The organism is Streptomyces sp. NPDC006235, from assembly GCF_040613735.1.
Lineage (GTDB): Bacteria > Actinomycetota > Actinomycetes > Streptomycetales > Streptomycetaceae > Streptomyces.
The window spans coordinates 18539-41457 of the sequence record NZ_JBEXSR010000036.1 but is presented as its reverse complement, the minus strand read 5'-3'; the positions used below and the strand labels follow the sequence as shown (position 1 = coordinate 41457).

22 protein-coding genes are annotated in these 22919 nt (G+C 70.9%); 12 read left to right on the top strand and 10 right to left on the bottom strand.

The features are described from left to right. Window positions 1-164: 164 nt before the first annotated feature. Window positions 165-3362 (top strand): tetratricopeptide repeat protein, encoded by a 3198-nt coding sequence (locus ABZ192_RS32020; protein ID WP_356927973.1) that lies wholly within the window; start codon window positions 165-167, stop codon window positions 3360-3362. 101 nt (window positions 3363-3463) lie between these two features. Here the strand turns inward: ABZ192_RS32020 and ABZ192_RS32015 are convergent, their stop codons facing one another. After that, window positions 3464-3751 carry a hypothetical protein gene (locus ABZ192_RS32015; RefSeq protein WP_356927972.1) on the bottom strand — a complete coding sequence of 96 codons (288 nt, stop codon included), beginning with the start codon at window positions 3749-3751 and terminating at the stop codon, window positions 3464-3466. Beyond that, on the bottom strand, window positions 3744-4625 hold the full coding sequence (gene mca, locus ABZ192_RS32010; RefSeq protein WP_356927971.1) for a mycothiol conjugate amidase Mca: 882 nt from the start codon (window positions 4623-4625) through the stop codon (window positions 3744-3746). The genes ABZ192_RS32015 and mca overlap by 8 nt, the downstream gene beginning before the upstream one ends. 147 nt (window positions 4626-4772) lie before the next feature. Between mca and ABZ192_RS32005 the strand changes: the two genes are divergently transcribed. Both ABZ192_RS32005 and greA read left to right on the top strand, forming a co-directional pair. Beyond that, window positions 4773-5171: a DUF4307 domain-containing protein gene (locus ABZ192_RS32005; protein ID WP_356927970.1), complete on the top strand. Its 399-nt coding sequence runs from the start codon at window positions 4773-4775 to the stop codon at window positions 5169-5171. A 179-nt stretch (window positions 5172-5350) separates the two neighbouring features. Then, a complete protein-coding gene (gene greA, locus ABZ192_RS32000) occupies window positions 5351-5848 on the top strand; it encodes a transcription elongation factor GreA (RefSeq protein WP_086842376.1) in 498 nt (165 codons plus the stop codon). A 58-nt stretch (window positions 5849-5906) separates the two neighbouring features. Here greA and ABZ192_RS31995 read toward each other — a convergent pair whose 3' ends face one another. The 3 genes from ABZ192_RS31995 to ilvA all read right to left on the bottom strand — a co-directional run bounded on the left by ABZ192_RS31995 (window position 5907) and on the right by ilvA (window position 9119). Next, entirely contained in the window at window positions 5907-6764 is an 858-nt protein-coding gene (locus tag ABZ192_RS31995) for an ABC transporter permease (RefSeq protein ID WP_356927969.1), read from the bottom strand. Then, a complete protein-coding gene (locus tag ABZ192_RS31990) occupies window positions 6761-7738 on the bottom strand; it encodes an ATP-binding cassette domain-containing protein (RefSeq protein ID WP_356927968.1) in 978 nt (325 codons plus the stop codon). The genes ABZ192_RS31995 and ABZ192_RS31990 overlap by 4 nt, the downstream gene beginning before the upstream one ends. Before the next feature lie 151 nt (window positions 7739-7889). Further along, window positions 7890-9119 (bottom strand): threonine ammonia-lyase, encoded by a 1230-nt coding sequence (gene ilvA / locus ABZ192_RS31985; protein WP_356927967.1) that lies wholly within the window; start codon window positions 9117-9119, stop codon window positions 7890-7892. Window positions 9120-9282: 163 nt separating this feature from the next. Here ilvA and ABZ192_RS31980 point away from each other — a divergent pair, with 163 nt between their 5' ends. The 3 genes from ABZ192_RS31980 to ABZ192_RS31970 all read left to right on the top strand — a co-directional run bounded on the left by ABZ192_RS31980 (window position 9283) and on the right by ABZ192_RS31970 (window position 10808). After that, a complete protein-coding gene (locus ABZ192_RS31980; protein WP_356928033.1) occupies window positions 9283-9789 on the top strand; it encodes a MarR family transcriptional regulator in 507 nt (168 codons plus the stop codon). Window positions 9790-10056: 267 nt separating this feature from the next. Beyond that, a complete protein-coding gene (locus ABZ192_RS31975; RefSeq protein ID WP_356927966.1) occupies window positions 10057-10560 on the top strand; it encodes a sigma factor-like helix-turn-helix DNA-binding protein in 504 nt (167 codons plus the stop codon). Further along, the gene (locus ABZ192_RS31970; protein WP_356927965.1) at window positions 10557-10808 is read left to right on the top strand and encodes a hypothetical protein; all 252 of its coding nucleotides are present in this window, start codon (window positions 10557-10559) and stop codon (window positions 10806-10808) included. The genes ABZ192_RS31975 and ABZ192_RS31970 overlap by 4 nt, the downstream gene beginning before the upstream one ends. Window positions 10809-10824: 16 nt before the next feature. Here the strand turns inward: ABZ192_RS31970 and ABZ192_RS31965 are convergent, their stop codons facing one another. Continuing rightward, window positions 10825-11979 carry a cystathionine gamma-synthase gene (locus ABZ192_RS31965; RefSeq protein ID WP_356927964.1) on the bottom strand — a complete coding sequence of 385 codons (1155 nt, stop codon included), beginning with the start codon at window positions 11977-11979 and terminating at the stop codon, window positions 10825-10827. Window positions 11980-12121: 142 nt separating this feature from the next. Between ABZ192_RS31965 and ABZ192_RS31960 the strand changes: the two genes are divergently transcribed. Both ABZ192_RS31960 and msrA read left to right on the top strand, forming a co-directional pair. Next, window positions 12122-13243: a hypothetical protein gene (locus tag ABZ192_RS31960; protein ID WP_356927963.1), complete on the top strand. Its 1122-nt coding sequence runs from the start codon at window positions 12122-12124 to the stop codon at window positions 13241-13243. 135 nt (window positions 13244-13378) lie between these two features. Continuing rightward, complete coding sequence (msrA, locus tag ABZ192_RS31955) at window positions 13379-14047, top strand: peptide-methionine (S)-S-oxide reductase MsrA (RefSeq protein WP_356927962.1); 669 nt, start codon at window positions 13379-13381, stop codon at window positions 14045-14047. Between the two features lie 16 nt (window positions 14048-14063). Here msrA and ABZ192_RS31950 read toward each other — a convergent pair whose 3' ends face one another. Then, entirely contained in the window at window positions 14064-16289 is a 2226-nt protein-coding gene (locus ABZ192_RS31950; protein ID WP_356927961.1) for a UvrD-helicase domain-containing protein, read from the bottom strand. Further along, the gene (locus ABZ192_RS31945; RefSeq protein ID WP_356927960.1) at window positions 16286-17116 is read right to left on the bottom strand and encodes a hypothetical protein; all 831 of its coding nucleotides are present in this window, start codon (window positions 17114-17116) and stop codon (window positions 16286-16288) included. The genes ABZ192_RS31950 and ABZ192_RS31945 overlap by 4 nt, the downstream gene beginning before the upstream one ends. A 97-nt stretch (window positions 17117-17213) precedes the next feature. On the opposite strand from ABZ192_RS31945, the gene ABZ192_RS31940 reads away from it, so the two are divergent. The 3 genes from ABZ192_RS31940 to ABZ192_RS31930 all read left to right on the top strand — a co-directional run bounded on the left by ABZ192_RS31940 (window position 17214) and on the right by ABZ192_RS31930 (window position 20150). Further along, the gene (locus ABZ192_RS31940; protein WP_356927959.1) at window positions 17214-18350 is read left to right on the top strand and encodes an AI-2E family transporter; all 1137 of its coding nucleotides are present in this window, start codon (window positions 17214-17216) and stop codon (window positions 18348-18350) included. A 122-nt stretch (window positions 18351-18472) separates the two neighbouring features. After that, window positions 18473-19153 (top strand): DUF4389 domain-containing protein, encoded by a 681-nt coding sequence (locus tag ABZ192_RS31935; protein WP_356927958.1) that lies wholly within the window; start codon window positions 18473-18475, stop codon window positions 19151-19153. Window positions 19154-19232: 79 nt separating this feature from the next. Beyond that, a complete protein-coding gene (locus tag ABZ192_RS31930; protein ID WP_356928032.1) occupies window positions 19233-20150 on the top strand; it encodes a DUF5829 family protein in 918 nt (305 codons plus the stop codon). A 17-nt stretch (window positions 20151-20167) separates the two neighbouring features. Here ABZ192_RS31930 and ABZ192_RS31925 read toward each other — a convergent pair whose 3' ends face one another. Further along, entirely contained in the window at window positions 20168-20563 is a 396-nt protein-coding gene (locus ABZ192_RS31925; protein ID WP_356927957.1) for a VOC family protein, read from the bottom strand. 174 nt (window positions 20564-20737) lie between these two features. Beyond that, a complete protein-coding gene (locus tag ABZ192_RS31920) occupies window positions 20738-21778 on the bottom strand; it encodes an NAD(P)-dependent alcohol dehydrogenase (protein ID WP_356927956.1) in 1041 nt (346 codons plus the stop codon). A gap of 180 nt (window positions 21779-21958) precedes the next feature. Here ABZ192_RS31920 and ABZ192_RS31915 point away from each other — a divergent pair, with 180 nt between their 5' ends. Further along, window positions 21959-22879 (top strand): helix-turn-helix transcriptional regulator, encoded by a 921-nt coding sequence (locus tag ABZ192_RS31915; protein WP_356927955.1) that lies wholly within the window; start codon window positions 21959-21961, stop codon window positions 22877-22879. The last annotated feature ends 40 nt before the right edge of the window (window positions 22880-22919 follow it).

The following is a 22919-nucleotide window of genomic DNA, read 5'->3' as shown; positions in this document are numbered from 1 at the left end:
GACGCGCGCCCGACGGACGCGCGGCGCCTCAACCCGCCCGTGTCTTCACACAATCGGGCCGGGCACGCCCCCTCGCCCCGATGCGCCGTGGGCAGCACACTTGACCAAGGAAACGACCGGTACGACGACCTAGGTACGCCGGTGCCGCCGGAGGGGGACGTGACATGCGGGACAGTCATCGGGCGGATGCCGAGCGGCTGTTGGCACGGGCCGTGGAGGAGGAGGTGCGCCGGACGGGCGGGCGCACGGACGGGAAGGTGCTGCTCGCGCGGGCGCGCGGGGCGCTCGACGCCATGGCGCAGAGCGCGGCCGAGGAGTACGAGGCCTACACCCGCGCCCTGGACGAGGCGGCGGCCGGTCAGCTCACCTTCGGGCAGCGCTACGCCCGGGAGGGCGGCGGGACACCGCTGCTGGTGGCCGCGGTCGCGGCGGTCGCGGCCGTCGTCGCCGACATGGCCCTCGGCACGGACACCGGGACGGCGCTGGGCGCGGGCCTGACCGTGGGTGTCGTGGGCGCCGCGGCGACCGTCGTGAAGGTCGTCGGCTCGCATCTGCCGGCCGCACACCACCGGGCCGGGGCCGCGAGCCAGCCGGGCGGGCCCGAACAGCTGCGGCTGCAGTGGCTGACGGCACTGGAGGTGCGCGGCATCCGGCCGTTCCTGGACCAGCAGCGGGTGCTCGCCGCCTCCACGGGGCCGAAGAAGACCGGGCCGCGGCTGCGGGGCGCCGACAAGAGCGCGGCGGCGCGCGGGCGCAACGTGCTGGAGCAGTCCTTCGCGCAGCTCCCCGAACCGGCTCGGCCGTTCGCGGGGCGGCGGCACGAGCTGGCCCAGATCCGGCAGTGGGTGCAGGCGGCCCGGGCGAGCACTCAGACCCAGCCGACGGTGGTCGTCCTCCACGGCACGCCCGGCAGCGGCCGCACGACCCTCGCGGTGCACGCCACGCACGAACTGAAGGACTACTTCCGCGGCGCCTGCGTCGTCGACCTGCGCGCCGACGGCCCGGGCGAGTCCCCGCTGTCCACCCGCGACGCCCTGCTGCACCTGCTCAACCGGCTCGGAGCGCCCCGCGAGCAACTGCTGTTCCGCGAGCGCTCCTCCCCCGACCAGCAGGTCAAGCGGCTGGGCGAGCTGTACCACCAGCATCTGACCGGCCTGCCGGTCACGGTCGTCCTGGACGACGCCTCGGACGCCGGGCAGGTCCGCGCCCTGGTCCCGGAGCGGTCCGACAGCCTGGTGCTGGTGACCGCGCGGGGCCCGCTGGAGCTGGGCGAGCTGCCCGCGCGGGTGCACCAGCTGCCCGTGGCGCCGCTGGACGCCGCGGGTGCGGAGGAACTGCTGGGCGCGGCGGCCCAGGACCGTTCCGGGCCGTACGACGCCGAGTCCGCCGACCGGGTCCGGGAGCTGTGCGGCGGGCTGCCGCTGGCCCTGCGCATCGCAGGGTCCTGCCTCGGCCCGCGCTCCCCGCGCGCGCTGGCCACGGACCTCGGGGCGTACGGCCCGGTCGATCCGGTCGAGCGCGCCCTGTGGCTGCGCTACACCGACCAGCCGGAGCCCGTACGGCGGCTGCTGCGCCGGCTGGCCCTGGCCGGCCGGGCCTCACTGGGCGCCGCCGCGGCCGCCGCGCTGCTGGCCACCGACGAGGCGGAGGCCACCCGCCACCTCCAGGCCCTGACCCGCGCGGGCCTGATCGACCACGTCCGGGGCGACCGCTACCGGCTGCACGACCTCGTCCGCGCCTTCGCCCAGGCCCGGCTCCTCGACGAGGAGGAACCGGCCGAGCGCACGGCGGCGCAGGAACGGCTGATCGTGAACTACGCCGAACTGGCCGACTCGGTGCTGCGCATGGTCGACGGCAACATGTCGACGCGCACGAACCGCTTCAGCCCGTACGGCTTCCCCTCCCTCGACGAGGCGCTGCGCTGGCTGGACGACGAGTCGAGCTTCATCACGGCGGCGCTGCGGCACGCCGAGGGCGTGAACCAGGCGGCGGTCCTGAACCTCCTGGGCGCCCTGTGCGACTACTGCCTGCTGCGCGGCGACCTCTACCGCCTGGGCGAGATCAGCGAACTGGCCCAGGCGGTGGACGAGGGCCTGCTGGTCCGCTCCGTGCAGTGGCGCACCGGCATCGCGGCACGGCAGCTCGGCGAACTGGACAAGGCGCGCACGACCCTCGCCTCGGTCGTCGACCTCTACCGCGAGGCCCATCACGACGCGGGGGCCGCCCGGGCCCTGTGCTCGCTCGGCATCACCCTGCACCACCAGGGCAACCTGACGGAGGCGTCGGCGAAGCTCCGCGAGGCGTTGACCCTCCAGTCCTCCCCCGAGCTGGCGACGGACCGGGCGTGGACGATGCACGCCCTCGCGGCGGTGGAGCGGGACAGGGCCCGGCTGGCGGAGGCGCTGGAGCTGCTGACCGAGTCGCTGGTGCTGCACCGGCGGGGCGAGTCCGTGCACGGCCAGGCCTGGGCGCACTTCCAGCTCGGCCAGCTGGGCCTGCGCATGGGCGACGTCCCGCGCGCCGAGTCCGAGCTGCGCGCGGCCCTTGAGCTGTACGGCCGCACCCGCGACGCCCGCGGCGAGGCCTGGGCCCTGACCCAGCTGGCCCGCGCCCTGCTGGTCGCCGGTGACGCGTCGCCGGCCGTGGAGGAACTGCGCGGGGCCGCCGCCCGGCACCGTGAGAACGAGGACGCGCGCGGCGAGGCGTGGACGCTGTACTACCTCGGCCAGGCCCTGGAGGAGACGGGCGACCTGGACCAGGCCGTCCGCGAACTGGAACGCTCCCGCACGATGTTCTCCCGCATGCGGGACGTCTACGGCCTGGCCTGCGCCCGCCACCACTCGGCCCGCGTCACCCGCGACCAGCGCGCGGCCCAGACGGGCTCCCTGCGCAACTCCGGCTTCGCCCGCCAGCTGCTGGTGGACGCCCGCGCCGACTTCCAGCGCATCGGCGTCGCCCACGGCGAGGCGTGGACCTGCCTGGAGCTGGCGGTGGTGGACGCGGGCAACGCCCGCACCCAGCAGGCCCTGGTGCTGTGCGACGAGGCGGCCGGCCTCTTCGCGTCGTACGGCGACCGCCGGGGCGAGGACTGGGCCCGCTTCCTGCGCTGCACCCTGCTGCCGTACGCGGCCCCCGGCGGCATGGAGGTCGGCACGGCCGTGGCCCAGGAGGAACTGGCCCAGCTGTCCCGCGCGAGCCATCCGCTGCGCGACCAGAAGTTGGACGACTACCTCGACGCGTACGCCCTGCTGCTGGAACGCGGCGTGACCCTGGAGGCGGGCTGGCAGGCCTGGCGCCTGGGCATGGTGCCGAACCGGCATGCGCGGGAGGTGATGGGGGTGGCCGTGGAGCCGAAGGCCTAGGGACACCCCAGGGCGGGCGCGCGACGTACCCGTCGGCGGCGGTCGGCCGCCGACGGGTGTCCTCCCGGGGAGAGGCGCATCGCCCCGCCCCGGGAGGGGCGTCAGCCCTGCTTCTGCTTGCCCTGGCCGGAGGTCTCCGCGTCCGCGGACTCCGGCTCCGCCTGCCCGGCCTGCTCCGCCTGCTCGGCCTTGGGGTCCGGGACCTGCGTGAAGTCGACCCTGTTCATGTGCCGGCTCATCGACTTCATCAGGGCCCACACCGCCAGGGCCATCGCCGCGAAGACGATGAAGCCGAGGACGCCGGGGGTGACCTTGTCCTCGTCGACCTCCTTGGCGAAGGTGACGAGGTGCGTCATTGCCAGGCTTGCGCTTGCGCTCATGTCAGGCATTGTCGCGGACGCCCGCGAAGAGGTCGTCCTCGGGGAGGGAGGTATCCACGAGGGACTTCGCCAGCTCGTACTCCTCCGTCGGCCAGACCTCCTTCTGGATGTCCATCGGGACCTTGAACCAGCCGCCGTCGGGGTCGATCTGCGTGGCGTGCGCGATCAGCGCCTTGTCGCGGATCTCGTAGAAGTCGCCGCAGGGCACGTGCGTGGTGAGCGTGCGCTCCTTCATGCCGAACTCGTCCCAGCGCTTGAGCCAGTCCCCGTAGGGCGACTCCAGGCCCCGGTCGAGCATCGCCTGGTGCAGCGCCTCGGTGCGGGGGCGGTTGAAGCCCTGGTTGTAGTAGAGCTTCTGCGGCTGGTACGCGGGGCCGTACTCGGCCTCCGGGTACTTCTCGGTGTCCGCCGCCCCCTCGAACGCCACCATCGAGATCTTGTGGGTCATGATGTGGTCGGGGTGCGGGTAGCCGCCGTTCTCGTCGTAGGTCGTGATCACCTGGGGACGGAAGGCGCGGATCTTCCGCACCAGCTCACCGGCCGCGTGGTCGACGTCCTGCAGGGCGAAGCAGCCCTCCGGCAGCGGCGGCAGCGGGTCGCCCTCGGGCAGGCCCGAGTCGACGAAGCCGAGCCACTCCTGCTTGACGCCCAGGATCTCCCGGGCCTCGTCCATCTCCTTCTTGCGTACCTCGTGGATGTGCTCCTCGACGTACTTGTCCCCCTGGAGCTTCGGATTGAGGATGGAGCCGCGTTCCCCGCCCGTGCAGGTCACGACCAGCACGTCCACCCCCTCGGACACGTACTTGGCCATGGTCGCCGCGCCCTTGCTCGACTCGTCGTCGGGGTGGGCGTGGACGGCCATCAGTCGCAACTGGTCAGTCAAGACTCATTCCTCAGTAAGTCGGCGCCCTGTGTGCGTCGGCGCAATCAGCGGCTTCTATAGTGACCGAACCGGGGGGCGAATAATTCCGGGCCCCGGTCCCGGGTCGCCTTACGGGGCGTTCGTCCCGGCCCTGTCTGGAGGACGATCATGAGTACGGCGAGCACGCGACTGCCCGAGGGGCGTTACGGCCGTTCCTCGGACGAGCGCGCCGACCGCACGCTCAAGATCGTCGGCGCTGTCCTCGCGGCGGCGCTGCTGGGGCTCGTCGGCTGGTTCGGCTACCACTACGTCGCCCAGAGCGAGATCAGCGCCGAGGTGATCAGCTTCGAGCCCGGCAAGGAGTCCGTGCAGGTGCACCTGGAGGTCCGCAAGGACGCCGGTGCCGAGGGCTACTGCACCGTGCGCTCGCAGGCCGAGGACGGTGCCGAGGTCGGCCGGGCCGATTTCCGCTTCGCCGGGGACGCCACCCGCATCGACAAGGTCGTCACGCTCCGTACGACCTCCCCGGGGACGACGGCCGAGCTGCTGGGCTGCCACACGGGCTGAGACCCCGCCCGGGTCACCCGCAATACGTAGCGCCTGACCTGCGTTGACGTGAAACTGGTGGCTTATGTCCTCCCCCTTCTGCCCCTGAATTGTTAGGCTCGTGGTTTCGCCCATCCGTGAAGGAACATGCTTCTGGGTAGGGCGATGCTTTGTATTCCCAGTACCTACGAGGAGCACCTGTGACCCAGACCAGCGAGAACGTCACCTGGCTGACCCAGGAGGCGTACAACAAGCTCAAGGCTGAGCTTGAGTACCTTACTGGTCCCGCGCGGGCTGAGATCTCCGCGAAGATCGCCGCCGCGCGCGAGGAGGGCGACCTGCGTGAGAACGGCGGGTACCACGCAGCCAAGGAGGAGCAGGGCAAGCAGGAACTCCGTGTACGCCAGCTCACCCAGCTCCTCGAGAGCGCCAAGGTCGGCGAGGCGCCCGCGGCGGACGGTGCCGTGGCGCCCGGCATGGTCGTCACGATCGCCTTCGACGGTGACGAGGACGACACCCTGACGTTCCTGCTCGCCTCGCGCGAGTACGCGAGCGCCGACATCGAGACGTACTCCCCGCAGTCCCCGCTGGGCACCGGCGTGATCGGCCACAAGGTCGGCGAGGACGCGCAGTACGAGCTGCCGAACGGCAAGAAGGCCTCGGTGAAGATCCTCAAGGCCGAGCCGTACGAGGGCTGAACCGCCCCTGCCGAAGTCCTGACCCGCCCCCGGCGTCCTCGCGGCGCCGGGGGCGTCGTCATGCCGTCGCGGACCGGTACTTGCGCACCGCCAGTGTCCGGAAGACGACCAGGATCAGGATCGAGTAGATCAGCGAGGCCCAGACCGGGTGCTGCATGGGCCAGGCGTCCGACGACGACTGGCCGGGGTTGGCGAACAGCACGCGGCAGGCCTGGACCGTGGCGCTGAAGGGGTTCCACTCGGCGATGTGGCGCAGCCACGGGGTCATGTGGCTGGTGTCCACGAAGGCGTTCGAGATGAAGGTGACCGGGAAGAGCCAGATCAGCCCGCTGGACGTGGCCGCCTCCGGAGTCCGCACGGACATGCCGATCAGGGCGCCGATCCAGGTGAACGCGTAGCCGAGCAGGAGCAGCAGGCCGAAGGCCCCGAGCACCTTGCCGGCGTTGGTGTCGCCGTCCGACCCGACGCGCCAGCCGACCAGGAGGGCGACGACCGCGAGGACGACCAGGGTGAGGGCCGTCTGCGCGGAGTCGGCGAGGGTGCGCCCCGTGAGCACCGCGCCGCGCGCCATGGGCAGGGAGCGGAAGCGGTCGATGAGGCCCTTGTGCATGTCGTCGGCGATACCGGCGCCGGAGCTGGCGGTGGCGAACGTGACGGTCTGCGCGAAGATGCCCGCCATCAGGAAGTTCTTGTAGTCGACGGCGCTGGTGCTGCTGCCGATCTGCATGGAACCGCCGAAGACGTAGGTGAAGAGCACCACGAACATGATCGGCTGGATCAGTCCGTAGATGATCATTTCCGGGATCCGGGACATGCGGATCAGGTTGCGTTGCGCGACGACCAGCGAGTCACGGATCGACTGGCTGACCGGGTTCGCGGCAGGCGCGACCCGCACGGTGTCGGTGACGGCGCTCACTTCACGGCCTCCTCGTCGTCGTCCTCGTTCTTCGCCTCGGCCACGTGTCCCGTCAGCGACAGGAAGACATCGTCGAGGGTCGGCCGGCGCAGGCCGATGTCGTCGATCTCGATGCCCCGGGTGTCCAGCTCCCGGATGACCTCGGCGAGGAGCTTGGCGCCGCCGGTGACGGGCGCGGTGAGCTTGCGCATGTGCTCCTCGACCGTGGTGTCGCCCTTGCCGAAACCGGTGAGCACCTCGGCGGCGGCCGCGATGTGCTCGCGCTCGTGCACCACGACCTCGACGCGCTCGCCGCCGGTGCGGGCCTTGAGCTGGTCGGAGGTGCCCTGGGCGATGACCTTGCCGTGGTCGACCACCGCGATGTCGTGCGCCAGGTGGTCGGCTTCTTCCAGGTACTGCGTGGTCAGCAGCAGCGTCGTGCCGCCGGAGACCAGTTGCTTGATGACCTCCCACAACTGCTGGCGGTTGCGGGGGTCGAGGCCGGTCGTCGGCTCGTCCATGAACATCACGGGCGGCGAGACGACGAGGGCCGCCGCGAGGTCGAGCCGGCGGCGCATGCCTCCGGAGTAGGTCTTGGTGGGGCGGTCGGCCGCGTCCGCGAGGTGGAACTGCTCCAGCAGTTCGCCCGCGCGCTCTTTCGCCGCCTTCGCCTTCATCTGGTAGAGCCGGCCGACCATGTACAGGTTCTCGCGGCCGGTCAGGTACTCGTCGACGGCCGCGAACTGGCCGGACAGGCCGATGGAGCGGCGGACGGCGTCGGGCTGTTTGAGCACGTCGATGCCCGCGACGACCGCTCGGCCGCTGTCGGGGCGCAGCAGGGTGGTCAGGCAGCGGACGGTGGTCGTCTTGCCCGCGCCGTTCGGCCCGAGCAGGCCGAGGACCGTGCCCTCGGGCACGTCGAGGTCGACTCCGTCCAAGGCCCTTACGTCACCGAAGGTCTTGACCAGCCCTTCGGCATGGATGGCGGCTGGCATATGAATCTCCGCGTCTTCGGGGAGTGCCGGACAGGGGATCACATTCACGACACACCATAACGCGATGTATCGCGTCTCACAATGAGGCTTTCCGCGTTCCGCTCCGGCGACGAAAGGATCTTGAGCCCGGCGCGGCGAGCTCGGCAGGCGGTCAGCTCATGACCGTGTAGCCCGCCTCGCGCAGCGCCTGGCCCACCTCGGCGCAGTGCGCCGGGCCCTTCGTCTCCAGGTGCAGTTCGACCTCCGCCTCCGTGAGCCCGAGCCGTGGGTCGGTCCGTACATGGCTCACATCGAGGACGTTAGCGTCGACCACTGACAACACGCCCAGAAGTGTGGCCAAAGCTCCGGGCCGATCCGTCAGCCGCAGCCGGACGGCCAGGTAGCGGCCCTGCGCGGCCATGCCGTGCCGCAGCACCCGCTGCATCAGCACCGGATCGACGTTGCCGCCGGACAGCACGGCGACGACCGGCCCCTCGAAGGAATCGGGCCGGCTCAGCAGCGCCGCGACCGGGCTCGCCCCGGCCGGCTCCACGACCAGCTTGGCGCGCTCCAGGCACAGCAGCAGCGCGGCGGACAGCTCGTCCTCGCTGACCGTCCGCACCTCGTCGACCAGATCGCCGACGATCCCGAACGGCACGTCACCGGGCCGCCCGACCTTGATGCCGTCGGCCATCGTCGCCGGATTCTCGACCGTGACGGGCCGGCCCGCCGCCAGCGACGGCGGATAGGCCGCCGCGCCCTCCGCCTGGACGCCCACGATCCGCAGGTCCGGCCGCAGCGCCTTCACCGACACCGCGATCCCGGCCGCCAGCCCGCCCCCGCCGATGCCGACCACGATCGTGCGCGCCTCGGGGCACTGCTCCAGGATCTCCAGGCCCACCGTGCCCTGGCCCGCGATGATGTCGGGGTGGTCGAAGGGGTGGATGAACACCGCGCCCGTCTCGGCCGCGTACTCCTGCGCGGCGGTCAGCGTCTCGTCGACCACCTGCCCGTGCAGCCGCACCTCGGCCCCGTAGTCCCGGGTGGCGCTGACCTTGGGAAGCGGGGCGCCTTTCGGCATGAACACCGTGGAGCGCACGCCGAGCAGCGCGGACGCCAGGGCCACGCCCTGCGCGTGGTTGCCGGCGCTCGCGGCGACGACGCCGGCGGCGCGCTCCTCGGGCAGCAGACCGGCGATCCGGACGTAGGCGCCGCGCAGCTTGAACGACCCCGTCCGCTGGAGGTTCTCGCACTTGAGGTGCACTGGCGCGCCGACCATCTGGGACAGGTGCCTGCTGCCCTCCATCGCGGTCACCCGCGCCACGCCCGAGAGCATCTTCTGGGCGCCGCGCACGTCGTCGAGGGTGACGGGCCGCAAGGAGTCCGCCGTGCCGTAGCTCATGACTCCAGCATCGCAGTTCACGAACGGGAACGGCCGTTGTGACCAAGGTCCGAGACCCGCTTTGCGCAGCGCCGGTACGGCCCGCCCCCCGGCCGCGTACCCTGTCCCCCAATCAGCCAGCCCTTCACGAAGTGAGCCCCCGGCCATGCCCACAACACCTGAAATGTCGATGGACATGACGACCGTCGGTGACACCGGTCTTCTCGACACCCTCCAGCACGAAGTGGCGGTGTTCGCGCGCCGTGCCGAACAGACCCGGCTCGGCGGGGTCGGGCAGGTGCGCAACTCCATGGACCGCGCCGCGTACCTCCTGCTCAACCGTCTCGACAAGGAAGGCCCCATGGGCGTCAAGGCCCTCGCCGCGAGCATGGGGATCGACTCGTCGACGGTCACCCGGCAGGTGGCTCCGCTGGTCGACACCGGCCTGGTCAAGCGCACGTCGCACCCCGAGGACGGGCGTGCGGTGGTGCTCCAGCTGTCCCCGCGCGGGCAGGCGCGGCTGGAGGAAGTGCGCTCGTCCCGGCGGCAGTTGATGGCCGAGCTGACCGAGGACTGGCAGCCGGAGGAGCGCGAGGCGTTCTGCTCGCTCCTCACGCGCTTCAACAGCGCGCTGTCCGCGCGGATGGCGGTCCAGGGAGTGCCGGAGCCGGAGGCGCAGTCGCCGTCCTGATCCCCACGCGCGCGTGGCCGGTGGAGCGGGCGGGACGCCGACGCCGTCCGCCGACGGTCCGCGACGCACCTGTGGCAGGCGGTCGGCCGGGCGGGCTCCGGCCGCGGTGCGGCCCGCGCCTGCCGCAGCCGTCCCACTCGGTGCGCGGCTCTTGACCTCGGGGCCACCCCTGGCCTGATATGAGACCGGGTCCCCGTCGTACGCGGCCGTCACGCGTGTACCCGGCCGGACCCGCATCCTCAGGGTCGCCGTCGGGCGGGAGGCGCGATGCGAGAGCGGCATGCGTCCCGGGCAACCCGCCGGGCCCGGGAGTTCGAGGCGTTCGTCGCGGGCGCGGCCGGGCGGCTGCTGCACGCCGCCACCCTGCTCACCGCGGAGAGCCCCGACGACAACCCCCGCGCGCGGCGCCTGCTGACCCTGTCGCTGGCGCACACGTACGCGTGCTGGGACCGGCTGCGCGGCGAGGATCCGTACGACCGCACCCGGCAGTTTCTGGCGACCCGCTTCGCGCGCGGCGCGTGGCACCACTACGGCGGTCCCGGCCGCTCCCGGCCGCACCCGTCGAGCCCCCTGGCCCCGCTCGGCCCGCAGGAGCGGCTCATCGTGGTGCTCATGCTCTACGAGGGCGTCGCCGAGGAGCAGACGGCGGCCCTGCTCGGCCTGTCCGCGGAGCGCGTACGGGCCGTCTGCCACCGGGCGACGACGACCCTGCTGCACCGCGCGCGGGGCCCGGCCCCGGCAGTGACGGCCGCGAAGGCGGTGCCGTCATGAGGGGAAACGACCGCGAGGCGACCGTACGGCGGCTGCTGGAGCAGGCGCCGTCGCGGCCCGTGCCGCCCGAGATCCACGCGGAGGCGGTGCGCCGGGGCAACCGGATGCTGCGGCGCAGGACGGTGGCCCGGCGCCTGCTGTGGCTGCTGATGTGCGCGGCGGCCGTGGCGTTCACGGTGTGGGCGCTGACGGCCCGCCCGTGGGTGGAGCCGCCGTCGGACACGACTCCACCTCTCACCGGCTGGTGACCCCGCCCGGTTCTTCCTAGCCGAGCGCCTGCTGGAGGTCTTCCAGCAGATCGTCGGCGTTCTCGATGCCGACGGACAGCCTCACCAGGTCGCCGGGCACTTCCAGGAGCGAGCCGGCCACGGAGGCGTGCGTCATCCGGCCGGGGTGTTCGATCAGCGACTCGACGCCGCCCAGGGACTCGCCCAGTGTGAACACCTTGGCGCGGTTGCAGACCTCGACGGCCGCCTCCTCGCCGCCCGCCACGCGGAAGGAGACCATGCCGCCGAACGACTTCATCTGCTTGGCGGCGACCTCGTGACCGGGGTGCTCCGGCAGGCCCGGGTACAGGACGCTCAACACGCGCGCGTGCCGGGTGAGCATGTCGGCGATTTTCGCGGCGTTCTCGCTGTGCCGGTCCATGCGCACGGAGAGGGTCTTGGTGCCGCGCAGCACCAGCCAGGAGTCGAAGGGCCCGGCGACCGCGCCCATCGCGTTCTGGTGGAAGGCCAGTTCCTCGCCCAGCTCCGGGTCGCCCGTGATCAGGGCACCGCCGACGACGTCCGAGTGGCCGCCCATGTACTTGGTCAGCGAGTGCACGACGACGTCCGCGCCGAGCGCGAGCGGCTGCTGGAGGTAGGGCGTGGCGAAGGTGTTGTCGACGACGAGGCGGGCGCCGGCGTCCCGGGCGACCTGGGCGACGGCGGCGATGTCCGTGATGCCGAGGAGCGGGTTGGAGGGGGTCTCCACCCACACGGCCTTGGTCTTCGGGGTGATCGCGGCCCGTACGGCGGCCGGGTCGCTGGTGTCGGCGACCGACCACTCCACTCCCCAGCGGGCGACGACCTTGGCGATGAGGCGGAACGTGCCGCCGTAGGCGTCGTTGGGAATGACCATGTGGTCACCGGGCCTGAGCAGCGTGCGCAGCAGGCAGTCCTCGGCCGCCAGCCCGGACGCGAACGCGAGACCCCGGCGGCCGCCCTCCAGGGCGGCGAGGTTCTCCTCCAGCGCGGTCCTGGTCGGGTTGGCGCTGCGGCTGTACTCGTAACCGCCGCGCAGACCCCCGACGCCGTCCTGCTTGTAGGTCGACACCTGGTAGATCGGCGGGACGACCGCGCCCGTCAGGGGATCGGCGGTGTTGCCCGCGTGGATCGCGAGCGTCTCGAAGTGCTGACTGATATGCCTGTCGCTCATGAGCACCGAGGGTAGTGCGCCGACGCGCTGAGTGCCCGGGAGCGGGGATTTGCCCCCGGCGGCGGGGCGGCGCGGGCCGGGTTTTCCACAGGTTCGCGGACCAGGTTGGCCAATTGTCGGCGCGGTCTGGTTCGCTTGTTGCATGGAGATTCTCTGGGTCCTGATCGCGCTGGTCATGCTGGGCTTCGTGCTGCTCCCCTTCCTGCGGCGCAGGCGCGGGGCCGCGATCGGGCTGGTCTCGCCCGACCACCCGGACGCCGCGGACCCGGCGAACTACGGCTTCGTCCGCGAGGAGGAGCTGGACATCCGCATGCCCGGCCCCGACCAGGACCTGCTGGACGTGCTGGACGTGGTGCAGCGCACGCAGGACTACCGCGCGGCCCAGCAGCTCCTCGCCGGTACGGAGACGGAGGGCGAGCGCCGCTGGCAGCGCGTGCAGGCCTTCGCGGGCGCTGCCTCGCTGGAGCTGCAACAGCGACCCGGCGGGGTGAGCGAGGCGCCGGGCGGGCAGTGGCTGCGGGTGTGGCGGGCCGAGGCGCCCAAGGACGCGGGCGGGGCCGCGGTGCACGCCGAGTTCCTGGTGCAGCAGGCGTGGCGGACGGCGACGCCCGGGACGGACGAGTTCCGGATCATCATGGAAGAGGCGAAGGCGGCGTGCGGTGAGGCGGCGCTGCTGGCTCCCGGCGACCCGATCCCGTACATCGTGGAGCTGTCGGTGGCCCGCGGGCTGGGCTACTCCCAGAAGGAGTTCGAGCAGCTCTGGCTGAAGATCCTGGACCGCGCCCCGGCCCACATGGGGGCGCACCTGGCCGCGCTGCACTTCTGGTGCGAGAAGTGGCACGGCTCCCGTGCGCTGGCGCATGAGTTCGCGGAGGCCGCGGCGGCCCGCGCGCCCAAGGGCTCCCTCCTGGCGGCGATGCCCCTCTTCGCCGTGTTCGAGCACCTCCCCGAGGTGACCCTGGTCAGCAGCTTCTGGCAGACCGAGGTCGTCACGAAGGCGGTCCACGGCGCGCTGCACGCGGTGCACTCGGCCCGCCCCGACGACCCGATGCTGGCGCACGTACGGCACATGCTGGTCTTCTTCCTGGTCCGCGGCGAGCGCTGGTCGGAGGCCATGAACCAGCTGGTGCACATCGACGGGCATGTCGGCGCCCTGCCCTGGACGCTGTCCGCCGACCCGGCGGCGGAGTTCGCGGTGTACCGGGCCCTGGCGGTGGCGGGCTACGAGGCGAACGGCGGCAGCCCGGCGAGCCTCCCGCACTGAACCGCGAGCGGGGCGAAGGCCCGGGGCGTGGGCTCGCACCACCCTTGGGCAGGGCCCCGGCCGGAATTCCCCCCGGCCCTCGCGCGTTGAACAGGGCGTCGCCCCCGCGTGGGAGTCGTGCCGATTGGAGACCGCATGTTCCTGCACAGCCGTACGCCCCAGCTGCCGACCCCCGAGCAGGCGCTGCCCGGCCGCCCGGAGCCGGCGTTCTCGGTCCCCGACCGCCACACCGTCCTCGGCAACCCGCTGCTCGGTCCCTACCCCGAGGGCCTGGAGACCGCCGACTTCGGCCTGGGCTGCTTCTGGGGCGCCGAGCGCAAGTTCTGGCAGCTCCCGGCAGGGGTGTGGACGACCCTGGCCGGCTACCAGGGCGGTTACACGGAGAACCCCACGTACGAGGAGGTCTGCTCGGGCCTGACCGGCCACACGGAGGTGGTCCGCGTGGTCTACGACCCCGAGGTGATCTCGTACGAGCGCCTCCTGAAGACGTTCTGGGAGTCCCACGACCCGACGCAGGGCTTCCGCCAGGGCAACGACGTGGGCACGCAGTACCGCTCGGCGATCTACACCCACACCCCCGAGCAGGCGGCCATCGCCAAGTCCTCCCGCGACGCCTACCAGAAGGTGCTCACCGCGTCCGGCCACGGCGAGATCACCACGGAGATCGTCCCGGCCGAGGGCCGTCCGTTCTACCCGGCGGAGGGCTACCACCAGCAGTACCTGGACAAGAACCCGGCGGGTTACTGCGGCATCGGCGGTACGGGCGTGTCCTGCCCGATCGGCGTGGCCAAGGCCGAGGGGTGACGACCGGCGTCACCCCCTAGACGAGACTCCCCCGGTCCGACCGCATCAGCCCGTTGGTGACTGCTCGGAGGAGGACCTCGGGCGCCCCGCCGTCGTCCTCGTTCACAAAGACGCGTACCTCTTCCTGCGCCCGGCTGAGCGCGAGGTAGAGGAACGACAGGTACCGGATGCGTTCGTTCGCGGTCTGGGCCGACGCGTTCAGATCCGGGATCCCGGCCACGAGCACCGAGTCGAACTGCAGCCCCGCGAGATACTCCGCCGTCCCGACGACGAGCCCGCGGCGCCGGTAGCCGAGTCCCTCGATGTCGGACCGCCCGGAAACGGTGGACACATGGAACTTGCCGGAGTGCCCGATCCGCGAGGCGAGCTCGCTGAACCTCGACCACTGGCGGTAGTCGACCACCGCGAGCGCCAGTCGGCCCGACGGGTACAGGGCCTGCACCGCACGGGCGATGTCATCTTCCTCGCCGCTCCGTGAAGCCGCAGAGATGAGGCGCGGCAGAGGGCCGTCCGCCTGCGCCGACTCCACCCTGGTGAAGTCGATGTCCCATTCCTCTCCGAGATCGAGCGTGGGGAATTCGTGGTGGACGTGCTTGATGAGTTCGAGGATCTGCGGGGTGAAACGGTGGACGGTCGTCAGCTCGAAATTCGCGACGTCACCGAGGTTGTCGTCCGCCGGCACCCCGCTCGACGACTTCGTCTCGTCCGCGGCCAGTCCGATGAAGGCCTCGGAGGGTGACTGCCGAGGGTCCACGGCCATGAAGATGCGTGGGTATACCGAGGTGTCCCGGGTGAGATCGTGGAGCACTTGTCGCTCCAGCGGACTGAACAGATGAAACTCGTCCACGAACACCAGGTCGTAGCCCTGCACCCGACGGGCTCGGTTCCAGGTGTTCGTCGACAAATGGATCAGGAAGTCCGCCAGCACCTGATCGGACGTGGTGAGTGAGCGCTGGTCGAGGCTCGCCCAGTAGCGCGTGTACAACTCGAAGACGACGCGCTGGTCCTCCCGGGTGTTGAGGGGAAGCATCCAGGAAGCACGCGGGAGTTGGTAGTAGCGCAGATCCGATCCGGCCCCGGGGAAGATGGCCGCGGCACCGATGACGGACCCGAACTCGATGAGCAGATCCCAGGCCAGAGCGCGCCGCTCGCCCTCGTCCGGCGAGTCGAATCTTTCGCGCAGCCCTTCGCTGACGCTCGCCTTGTAGGTGATCCAGTCCCCGGTGAGGAATTCGGCCAGGACTTCCTGGATCTCATCCAGCTGAGCTTGTTTGCCGCTGAGACTGTCCTCGCCGATCAGGCTGAAACCGGAGGAGACGTCCTGGACGTACTGAGGGGAGATCATCCTCGCTATTTCGAGCAGGGGGAAGACGTCGATCTCCTGCAGCAGTCCGAGGCCCATCGAGTCGATGGAGTCCGAGATCTGAGCCGCCAGTGCCCAACTGTGCGTCACGACGAGGACCCGTACGTCCCCACCGGTTTCGCGGGAGTTGAGGACCTCGCGGATCGCCTTCAGCGTCAGGGCGACCGTCTTGCCGGATCCCGCCGGGCCGCGCAGCCGTATCGACTTGTCGGTGTTCGCGTCGATGAACGCCCGCTGCTCCTGGCTGACGGCCTCCTTCCACTGCTCGAAGGTCCAGCCCTTGGTCGTCGACTGTTCGAGAGCCGGAAGGCTCATCTCCACGTCGGCGGGTTGGGAGCGCGCCTGGGAGAAGTGCTCCCGTGCGGCTGCGACGGCCGCTGTCCAGGCTCCGTCCAGTGCGGGCGGGGTCGGCCGCTTGGAGCCGAAGTCCTCCAGCGAGGACTTCTTGTCCGACGTGGTCGTTCCCCAGAAGATGATGTCGGCACGCTCGCCGGGGGTGACCTCCGTGATCCAGCGGCTCGCCTGGGCGTCGAACCTCGGCGCCGACCTGAAGGCGATGAAGTTGTTGTACTTGTACTGGTGCCACTGTCGCGGTAAAGAGAGCGGCCCGGTGCTCCGCGCCCGCTCGGCGAAACTCGCCATGCGGCTCAGAACATCTCTCCTGATGCTGACGAGATGCTCCGGGACGAAAGGCTCCTTGACGTTCTTGTCACGCATCACGACGATGCGCTGGACTCCTTCGTCGTCATCCGCGGCGATCAGCAAGTCCAGTTCGTCCGTGCTGTATTCGAAGAGCACCGCTGACGACGCGACGGCGTCGGGCGACAGCCCGGTGGCAAGCTCACTCAGCGCGCGAACGGTGGTGACCAGCGGCTTCATCCGAGATTGTCCCCCTGAATCGCTGCATGCAGATCACGAAGCTCTTCGTACTGCTGCGGAAGACCGATCGACATGAACACCATCGCGAACCTCTGCACGAGGGCGTGTGTGAACCGGTCCCGCATCCGTGAGATCCGGCGGTACGCGACCTCCGTGTGCGACGGCCCGCGCGCGATCTCGGGCTCCCAGACCTGCTCGATGTGCCGGAGATAGGCGAAGTAGCCGGATTCCTGTCCGGGTCCGATCGCCGACAGGAAGAGTGCGTCGCCCGGTGGCTGTGTGTACACCCCTCGTAAGTGGTTCACCACCTTCTTCACCGCGCTGTCGCGTTTCGGCGGGCCGACACCGACGAGCTGTGCCTTCACCAGCAGGTCGACGCTCTCCTTGAGGCTGCCCGGCAGCGCGTCCATGATGCCGATGGCTTCGAGGGCGGCCCTTGCCTTCTGCGCGTCCGACTCCCCCAGGTCGAGCATTTTGACGATGTCCGCGGGCGCCTGTTCACTCGCCCACTCCCTCAGTCGCCGGTCGCCGATGGCGGGCACCGTGGCGTTCGAGAAGATCTGGCGCAGTTCCTTCAGTTGCCGCTTGACGAGCTGCTCGCGGATCTTGGGGATCTGCATCTCCCGGAGGTACTCGTCCGCGGCGAGCAGGGGGACACAGGTGACCCGCCCCTGGTGCTTGGCGTAGGCGAAGTCGCAGTCGGCCGTCATGACGAGGAGGTGGCGCCGCCACATCGTCGCTGCCCCGTCCGCGGCCTCCAGGACGTCTCCCTGCCGCAACGGATCAGCGGCCTTGACCTCTCGGTACTCAGCGAACGGCTCAGCCATCGTTGCGTCCCTTCACCCCGTATGGTTCGCACCGCGCGGCTACCGTATCGGAGTGATCGGCCGTGGCAAGGGGACTTGGTGGCAATAAGGTGCCTTCGTGACTGCGCCCTTGAGTTCCACGAAGACCCGTGACGCGCTCCGGATATCCGCCCGCGTCTCCGCAGAGTTGCTGCTGGTGCTTGTGATGCTTGCAGTGGCTCTGTGGCTGCTGGGGCGGATGTGGTCGGTGGTCTGGCCGCTCGTCGTCGGGTTGCTGCTGACCACGCTGACCTGGCCCGCGGCCCGCTTCCTGCGTCGGCGCGGGTGGCCGCCCGCGCTCGCCGCGTCGGTGGTGACCGTGCTGTTCCTGCTGGTCGCCGCGGGTGTCGTGGCGCTGATCGCCGTGCCCGTGGCGTCCCAGTCCGGTCAGCTGACCGACGGCGTGGTCGAGGGCATCCAGAAGATGCGCGAGTGGGCCGCCGGGCCGCCGTTGAACATCGGGGACGCCCAGATCAACAAGGCCTTCGACACCGCCGTCGCCCGCGCCCAGGAGGGCGTCGGCAGCATGGTCGGCGCTGTCGTCACGGGGGTGAGCACCGTGGTGAACGGCTTGGTCACCGCCGTTCTCGCCCTCTTCCTGATGTTCTTCTTCCTCAAGGACGGCCCGCGGTTCCTGCCGTGGCTCTCCCGCCAGCTGCCCGGCCGGCTCGCCGCCGACGTCCCGACGGTGTTCGAGCGCGGCTGGAACACGCTGGGCGCCTTCGTGCGGTCCCAGGCGGCCGTCGGCCTGCTCGACGCCGTCCTGATCGGACTGGGCCTGTGGATCCTGGGCGTGCCGCTGGTGCTGCCGCTGGCGGTGCTGACCTTCGTGTCCGCGTTCGTGCCGATCATCGGCGCCCTGTTCGCCGGTTTCGTCGCGGTCCTGATCGCGCTCGTCTCCAACGGCCTGACGGACGCGCTGATCGTGCTGATCATCATCGTCGTGGTGCAGCAGCTGGAGGGCAATGTCTTCCAGCCCATGATCCAGAGCCGGGGGCTGGGCCTGCACGCGGCCGTCGTGCTGCTGGCGGTGACGCTGGGCGGCAGCCTGGCCGGCATCGTGGGCAGCCTGCTCGCCGTCCCCGTCGCCGCGCTGATCGCGGTGGTCTGGAACTACGTGCGCGAGCAGCTCGGCGAACCGCCGCAGGAACCGGACAGCGCCGCTGAACCGGACGGCACCGACGAGCCGGACAGCGCCGCCCCCGTCCCGTCGTAACGGTCCCGGCCGCACGAACCGTCCCGAGCCCAGGAGGACGAACTCGAAGGCACGAACGGCCCCGCCCGGGTCGCGGGGCTCCTCTTCGCTTGCGAGCCTGCAGGCGAAGGGAGTGCCGCCCCATGGTTCCTGTCACCCCGTCGCCCGTGCGCCTGGAGGCGTCCGTCGACGACCGGCTGTCCCGATGGCTGTGGCTGGTGAAGTGGCTGCTCGCCGTCCCGCACTACATCGTGCTGTTCTTCCTGTGGATCGCGTTCGCCCTCGTGAGCGTCGTCGCGTTCTTCGCCATCCTGTTCACCGCCCGGTATCCCCGGCCCCTCTTCGACTTCAACGTCGGCGTGCTGCGGTGGAACTGGCGGGTCAGCTACTACGCCCACACCGCGCTCGGCACCGACCGGTACCCGCCGTTCACCCTGGCCGACGTACCCGGCTATCCGGCCCGCTTCGACGTGGCCTACCCCGAGCGGCTCTCGCGCGGTCTCGTGCTGGTCAAGTGGTGGCTGCTGGCGATCCCGCAGTACATCGTCGTCGCGATGTTCGTGGGCGGCGGCTGGGGCTGGGACGACGGGGACGGCTGGCGGGGCACGGGGCTGATGCCCTTCCTCTCGCTGGTCGCGGTGGTCGTCCTGCTGTTCACCGCCCGCTATCCGCGGCACCTCTTCGACTTCCTGCTCGGCCTCGCCCGCTGGTGTGCCCGGGTGACCGCGTACGCCGCCCTGATGACCGACCAGTACCCGCCGTTCCGCCTCGACATGGGCGGGCAGGAGCCCCCTGACCGAGGGCCACTGACGAAGGGTCCGTGACAAGGTCACCGCAATCCCCGGCGGAAGCGATTCCTCCCGCTCTACGCTCCTGCGCATGACGGTCAGACGAGCCTTACAGATGATCATGGTCGTCGCCCTGGCCCTCGCGGGGGCGGTCCAGGGCGGGGTGAGCTCCGCGCATGCCGAGGACGGCGGACGGCAGCTCCTGTTCTACAACCACGCCTACGGTGTCCTCGACCGGGAGACCGCCGACGCCATCGAGCACTCCGGCTACCTGCGGGACTTCGCCAACTTCCAGGTCCGCACCACGACCGGGGCCGGCGGGCAGACCTGGACCGGCCGCTACCTGCTGGGCCGCGAGACCTACCTCGAGCTGTTCGGGATCGGCGACGTCCCCGGCAAGGACGGCACCCTCGGCGCCACCGGCATGGGCGTCTCGGCCGAGCGGGAAGGCGACCTGGCGACGGCGACCGCGCGGCTGCGCGAGCTGGGGATCAGCGACCCCGTCGAGTTCCAGCAGACCCGCGACTTCGGCGACGGCGTCCCGGTGCCCTGGTTCGACGCCGTCTTCACCACCGCGGAGTACGACCTCTTCGGCGCCTGGGGCATGGAGTACCGGGCAGAGTACTTCGCCGACCCGCGCAGCAACACCGAACCCGCCGCGCACCCCGGTGACGTGGGCCGGGAGCGCTACCTGTCCGACGGCTACCGCGACCACCTGATGCGGGACGTGACCGGCATCCGGCTCGCGGTGACCGCCCGGGACCTCGCGGGCACGGTGCCGCTGCTGAAGGCCGGCGGGTTCGCCGTCCGGTCCCTGCCCGGCGGGGGCGCCGTCGCGAAGGGCGGCGGCACCACGCTGCGGTTCGACGCCGTGCCGCTCGACCAGGTGGGTCTGCGGCAGGTCGAGATGTCACTGAACACGCCGGTGTCGTACCGGCACGAGGAGCGGATCGGTCACTCGGCCCTCGTCGTCGGCCCGGGGCCCCGCGCCGTGTGGACCTTCGGCGGGCAGGACCGGCCGGCGGCCCGCTGACACCGGGGCGCGAAGGCTCAGCCGACGGCTCGGCCACCGCTGCCGTACGGCCGGGTGATGATCTCCAGGCGGTGGCCGTCGGGGTCGTCGAAGTAGGCGCCCCGGCCGCCGTCGTGGTGGTTGATCTCGCCGGGACGGCTGTGGAACGGATCCGCCCAGTACGTCAGACCGGCCTCCTGGATCCGGGCGAAGATCTGGTCGAACTCGTCCTCCGAGACGAGGAAGGCGTAGTGCTGCGGCGTGATGGCGCCGGGGCTGTCCATGTAGTCGAGCGTCACTCCGTTGGGGATCTCGACCGGGAGGAACGGGCCGTAGGGCGGGGCCACGTCCAGCCCCAGGATGTCGGCGAGGAACCGGGCCGAGACGCGCTTGTCACGCGCGGCGACGATGGTGTGGTTCAGCTGCACGGTCATGGCGAGCCTCCCCTGACGTACCTGGCGGACGGCGTACCTGGCGACCCCCTGGTGCACTCCCCCACGTGTACCCCGCGGGCACCTCCTCGTGCATCACGAACACTCCGAGGGCCCCGGCGCGCTGCCGGGGCCCTCGGGGCGTGTCCGTGGGGCGGAGACGGAAACCGACCGGTCTCAGATGGTCGCGGTGTCGATCACGAACCGGTAGCGCACGTCGCTGGCGACCACCCGCTCGTACGCCTCGTTGATCTGGTCACCGCTGATCAGCTCGATCTCGGCACCGAGGCCGTGCTCGGCGCAGAAGTCCAGCATCTCCTGGGTCTCCGCGATGCCGCCGATCATGGAACCGGCGAGGGTCTTGCCGCCGCCGATCACCGAGAAGAGGTTGAGGGAGATGGGCTCCTCGGGGGCGCCGACGTTGGCCAGCGTGCCCTCGGTCTTCAGCAGCGACAGGTAGGCGCCGAAGTCCAGCGGGGCCGAGACCGTGGAGACGATCAGGTCGAAGGTGCCGGCCAGCTCCTCGAAGGTCTTCGGGTCGCTGGTGGCGTAGTAGTGGTCGGCGCCCAGCTTCAGGCCGTCGTCCTTCTTGCGCAGGGACTGCGACAGCACGGTCACCTCGGCGCCGAGCGCGTGCGCGATCTTCACGCCCATGTGGCCGAGGCCGCCCAGGCCGACGATCGCGACCTTCTTGCCGGGGCCGGCGCCGAAGCGCTTGAGCGGGGAGTAGAGGGTGATGCCGGCGCACAGCAGCGGCGCGGCGACGTCGAGGGAGAGGCCGTCGGGGATGCGGACGACGAAGTTCTCGTCGACGACGACCTTCTGCGAGTAACCGCCGTAGGTGGGCTCGCCGTCCTTGCCTATGCCGTTGTACGTCGGGACGTTGCCCTTGACGCAGTACTGCTCACGGCCGGCCTTGCAGTTCTCGCACTCGCGGCAGGAGTCGACCATGCAGCCGACACCCACGCGGTCGCCGACGGCGAACTTCGTGACGCCCGGGCCGACCTCGGAGACGACACCGGCGATCTCGTGGCCGGGGACCATCGGGAAGATGCCCTCGCCCCAGCCCTCGCGGGCCTGGTGGATGTCGGAGTGGCAGATTCCGGCGAACTTGATGTCGATCAGGACGTCGTACTCGCCGACCTCGCGGCGCTCGATGGTGGTGCGCTCCAGCGGGGCCTTGGGCGCGGGGGCGGCGTACGCAGCAACAGTGGTCATGCCGGGGGTTCTCCTAGCGGGGTTCCGTGCCCGGCTGCCTTCTGGATGTTCTGACCGGGCACGATCCCGAGCGTGCCAAACCCGCGAGCATCTACCCAGGCCACGGTTTTGCGTACGCACAGCGTGCGTACCACTGGCGGGGTCAGGCTCGTGTGCGTACGACCGTGAATACTGGAGGGCATGGACGAACAGCCCGAACCCGTACAGGAGCCCGCACCGCACACCGGCGGGGGCCTGGACCGGCGTGCCGAGCTCAGTGAGTTCCTGCGCACCCGGCGTGCCCGGCTGAAGCCGGAGGACGTGGGGCTGCCCGACTTCGGGCGGCGGCGGGTGCCCGGGCTGCGCCGCGAGGAGCTGGCCCAGCTGGCCGGGGTGTCCGTGGCGTACTACACCCGCCTGGAGCAGGGCAACGGGCGCAACGTCTCGGCGGAGGTGCTGGACGCGATCGCGCGCGCCCTGCGGCTGACCGGCGCCGAGCACGCCCACCTGATGCACCTGGCGAAGCCCAAGCAGCACAAGAAGAAGCAGGCGGCGCGGGCCCAGCAGGTACGGCCCGCATTGCAGCATCTGCTGGACTCGATCGACGCCGTCCCGGCGTACGTCGTCGGGCGCCGCTCGGACATCCTGGCCTGGAACCGGATGGCCGCGGCGCTCTTCGGCGACTGGGCGGAGCTGCCGGCGCCGGAGCGGAACTGGGCACGGCTGGTGTTCCTCAGGCCCGACTACCGCGAGCTGTTCGTCGAGTGGGACCAGAAGGCGTCCGACATCGTCGGTTATCTGCGCATGGACGCGGGCTGCCATCCGGACGACCCGCGGCTGTCCGCCCTGGTGGGTGAGCTCTCCGTGAAGAGCGAGGAGTTCCGCCGGCTGTGGGCCGCGCACGACGTCAAGGAGAAGAGCTACGGCGTCAAGCGGATGCGGCACCCGCTCGTCGGCGACCTGACCCTGTCCTTCGAGACGTTCCGCCTGGTCGACGACGGCGAGCAGTCCCTGCTCACGTACCACGCGGAACCGGGCTCCCCGTCGGCGGAGGCCCTGCGGCTGCTGGCGAGCTGGGGCGCGGACGCGACCCGGGCGGGGAGCGGTACGCCGGCCCGGTGAACGGGAGCGGCCCGCCGGAAGCCGAGGCTTCCGACGGGCC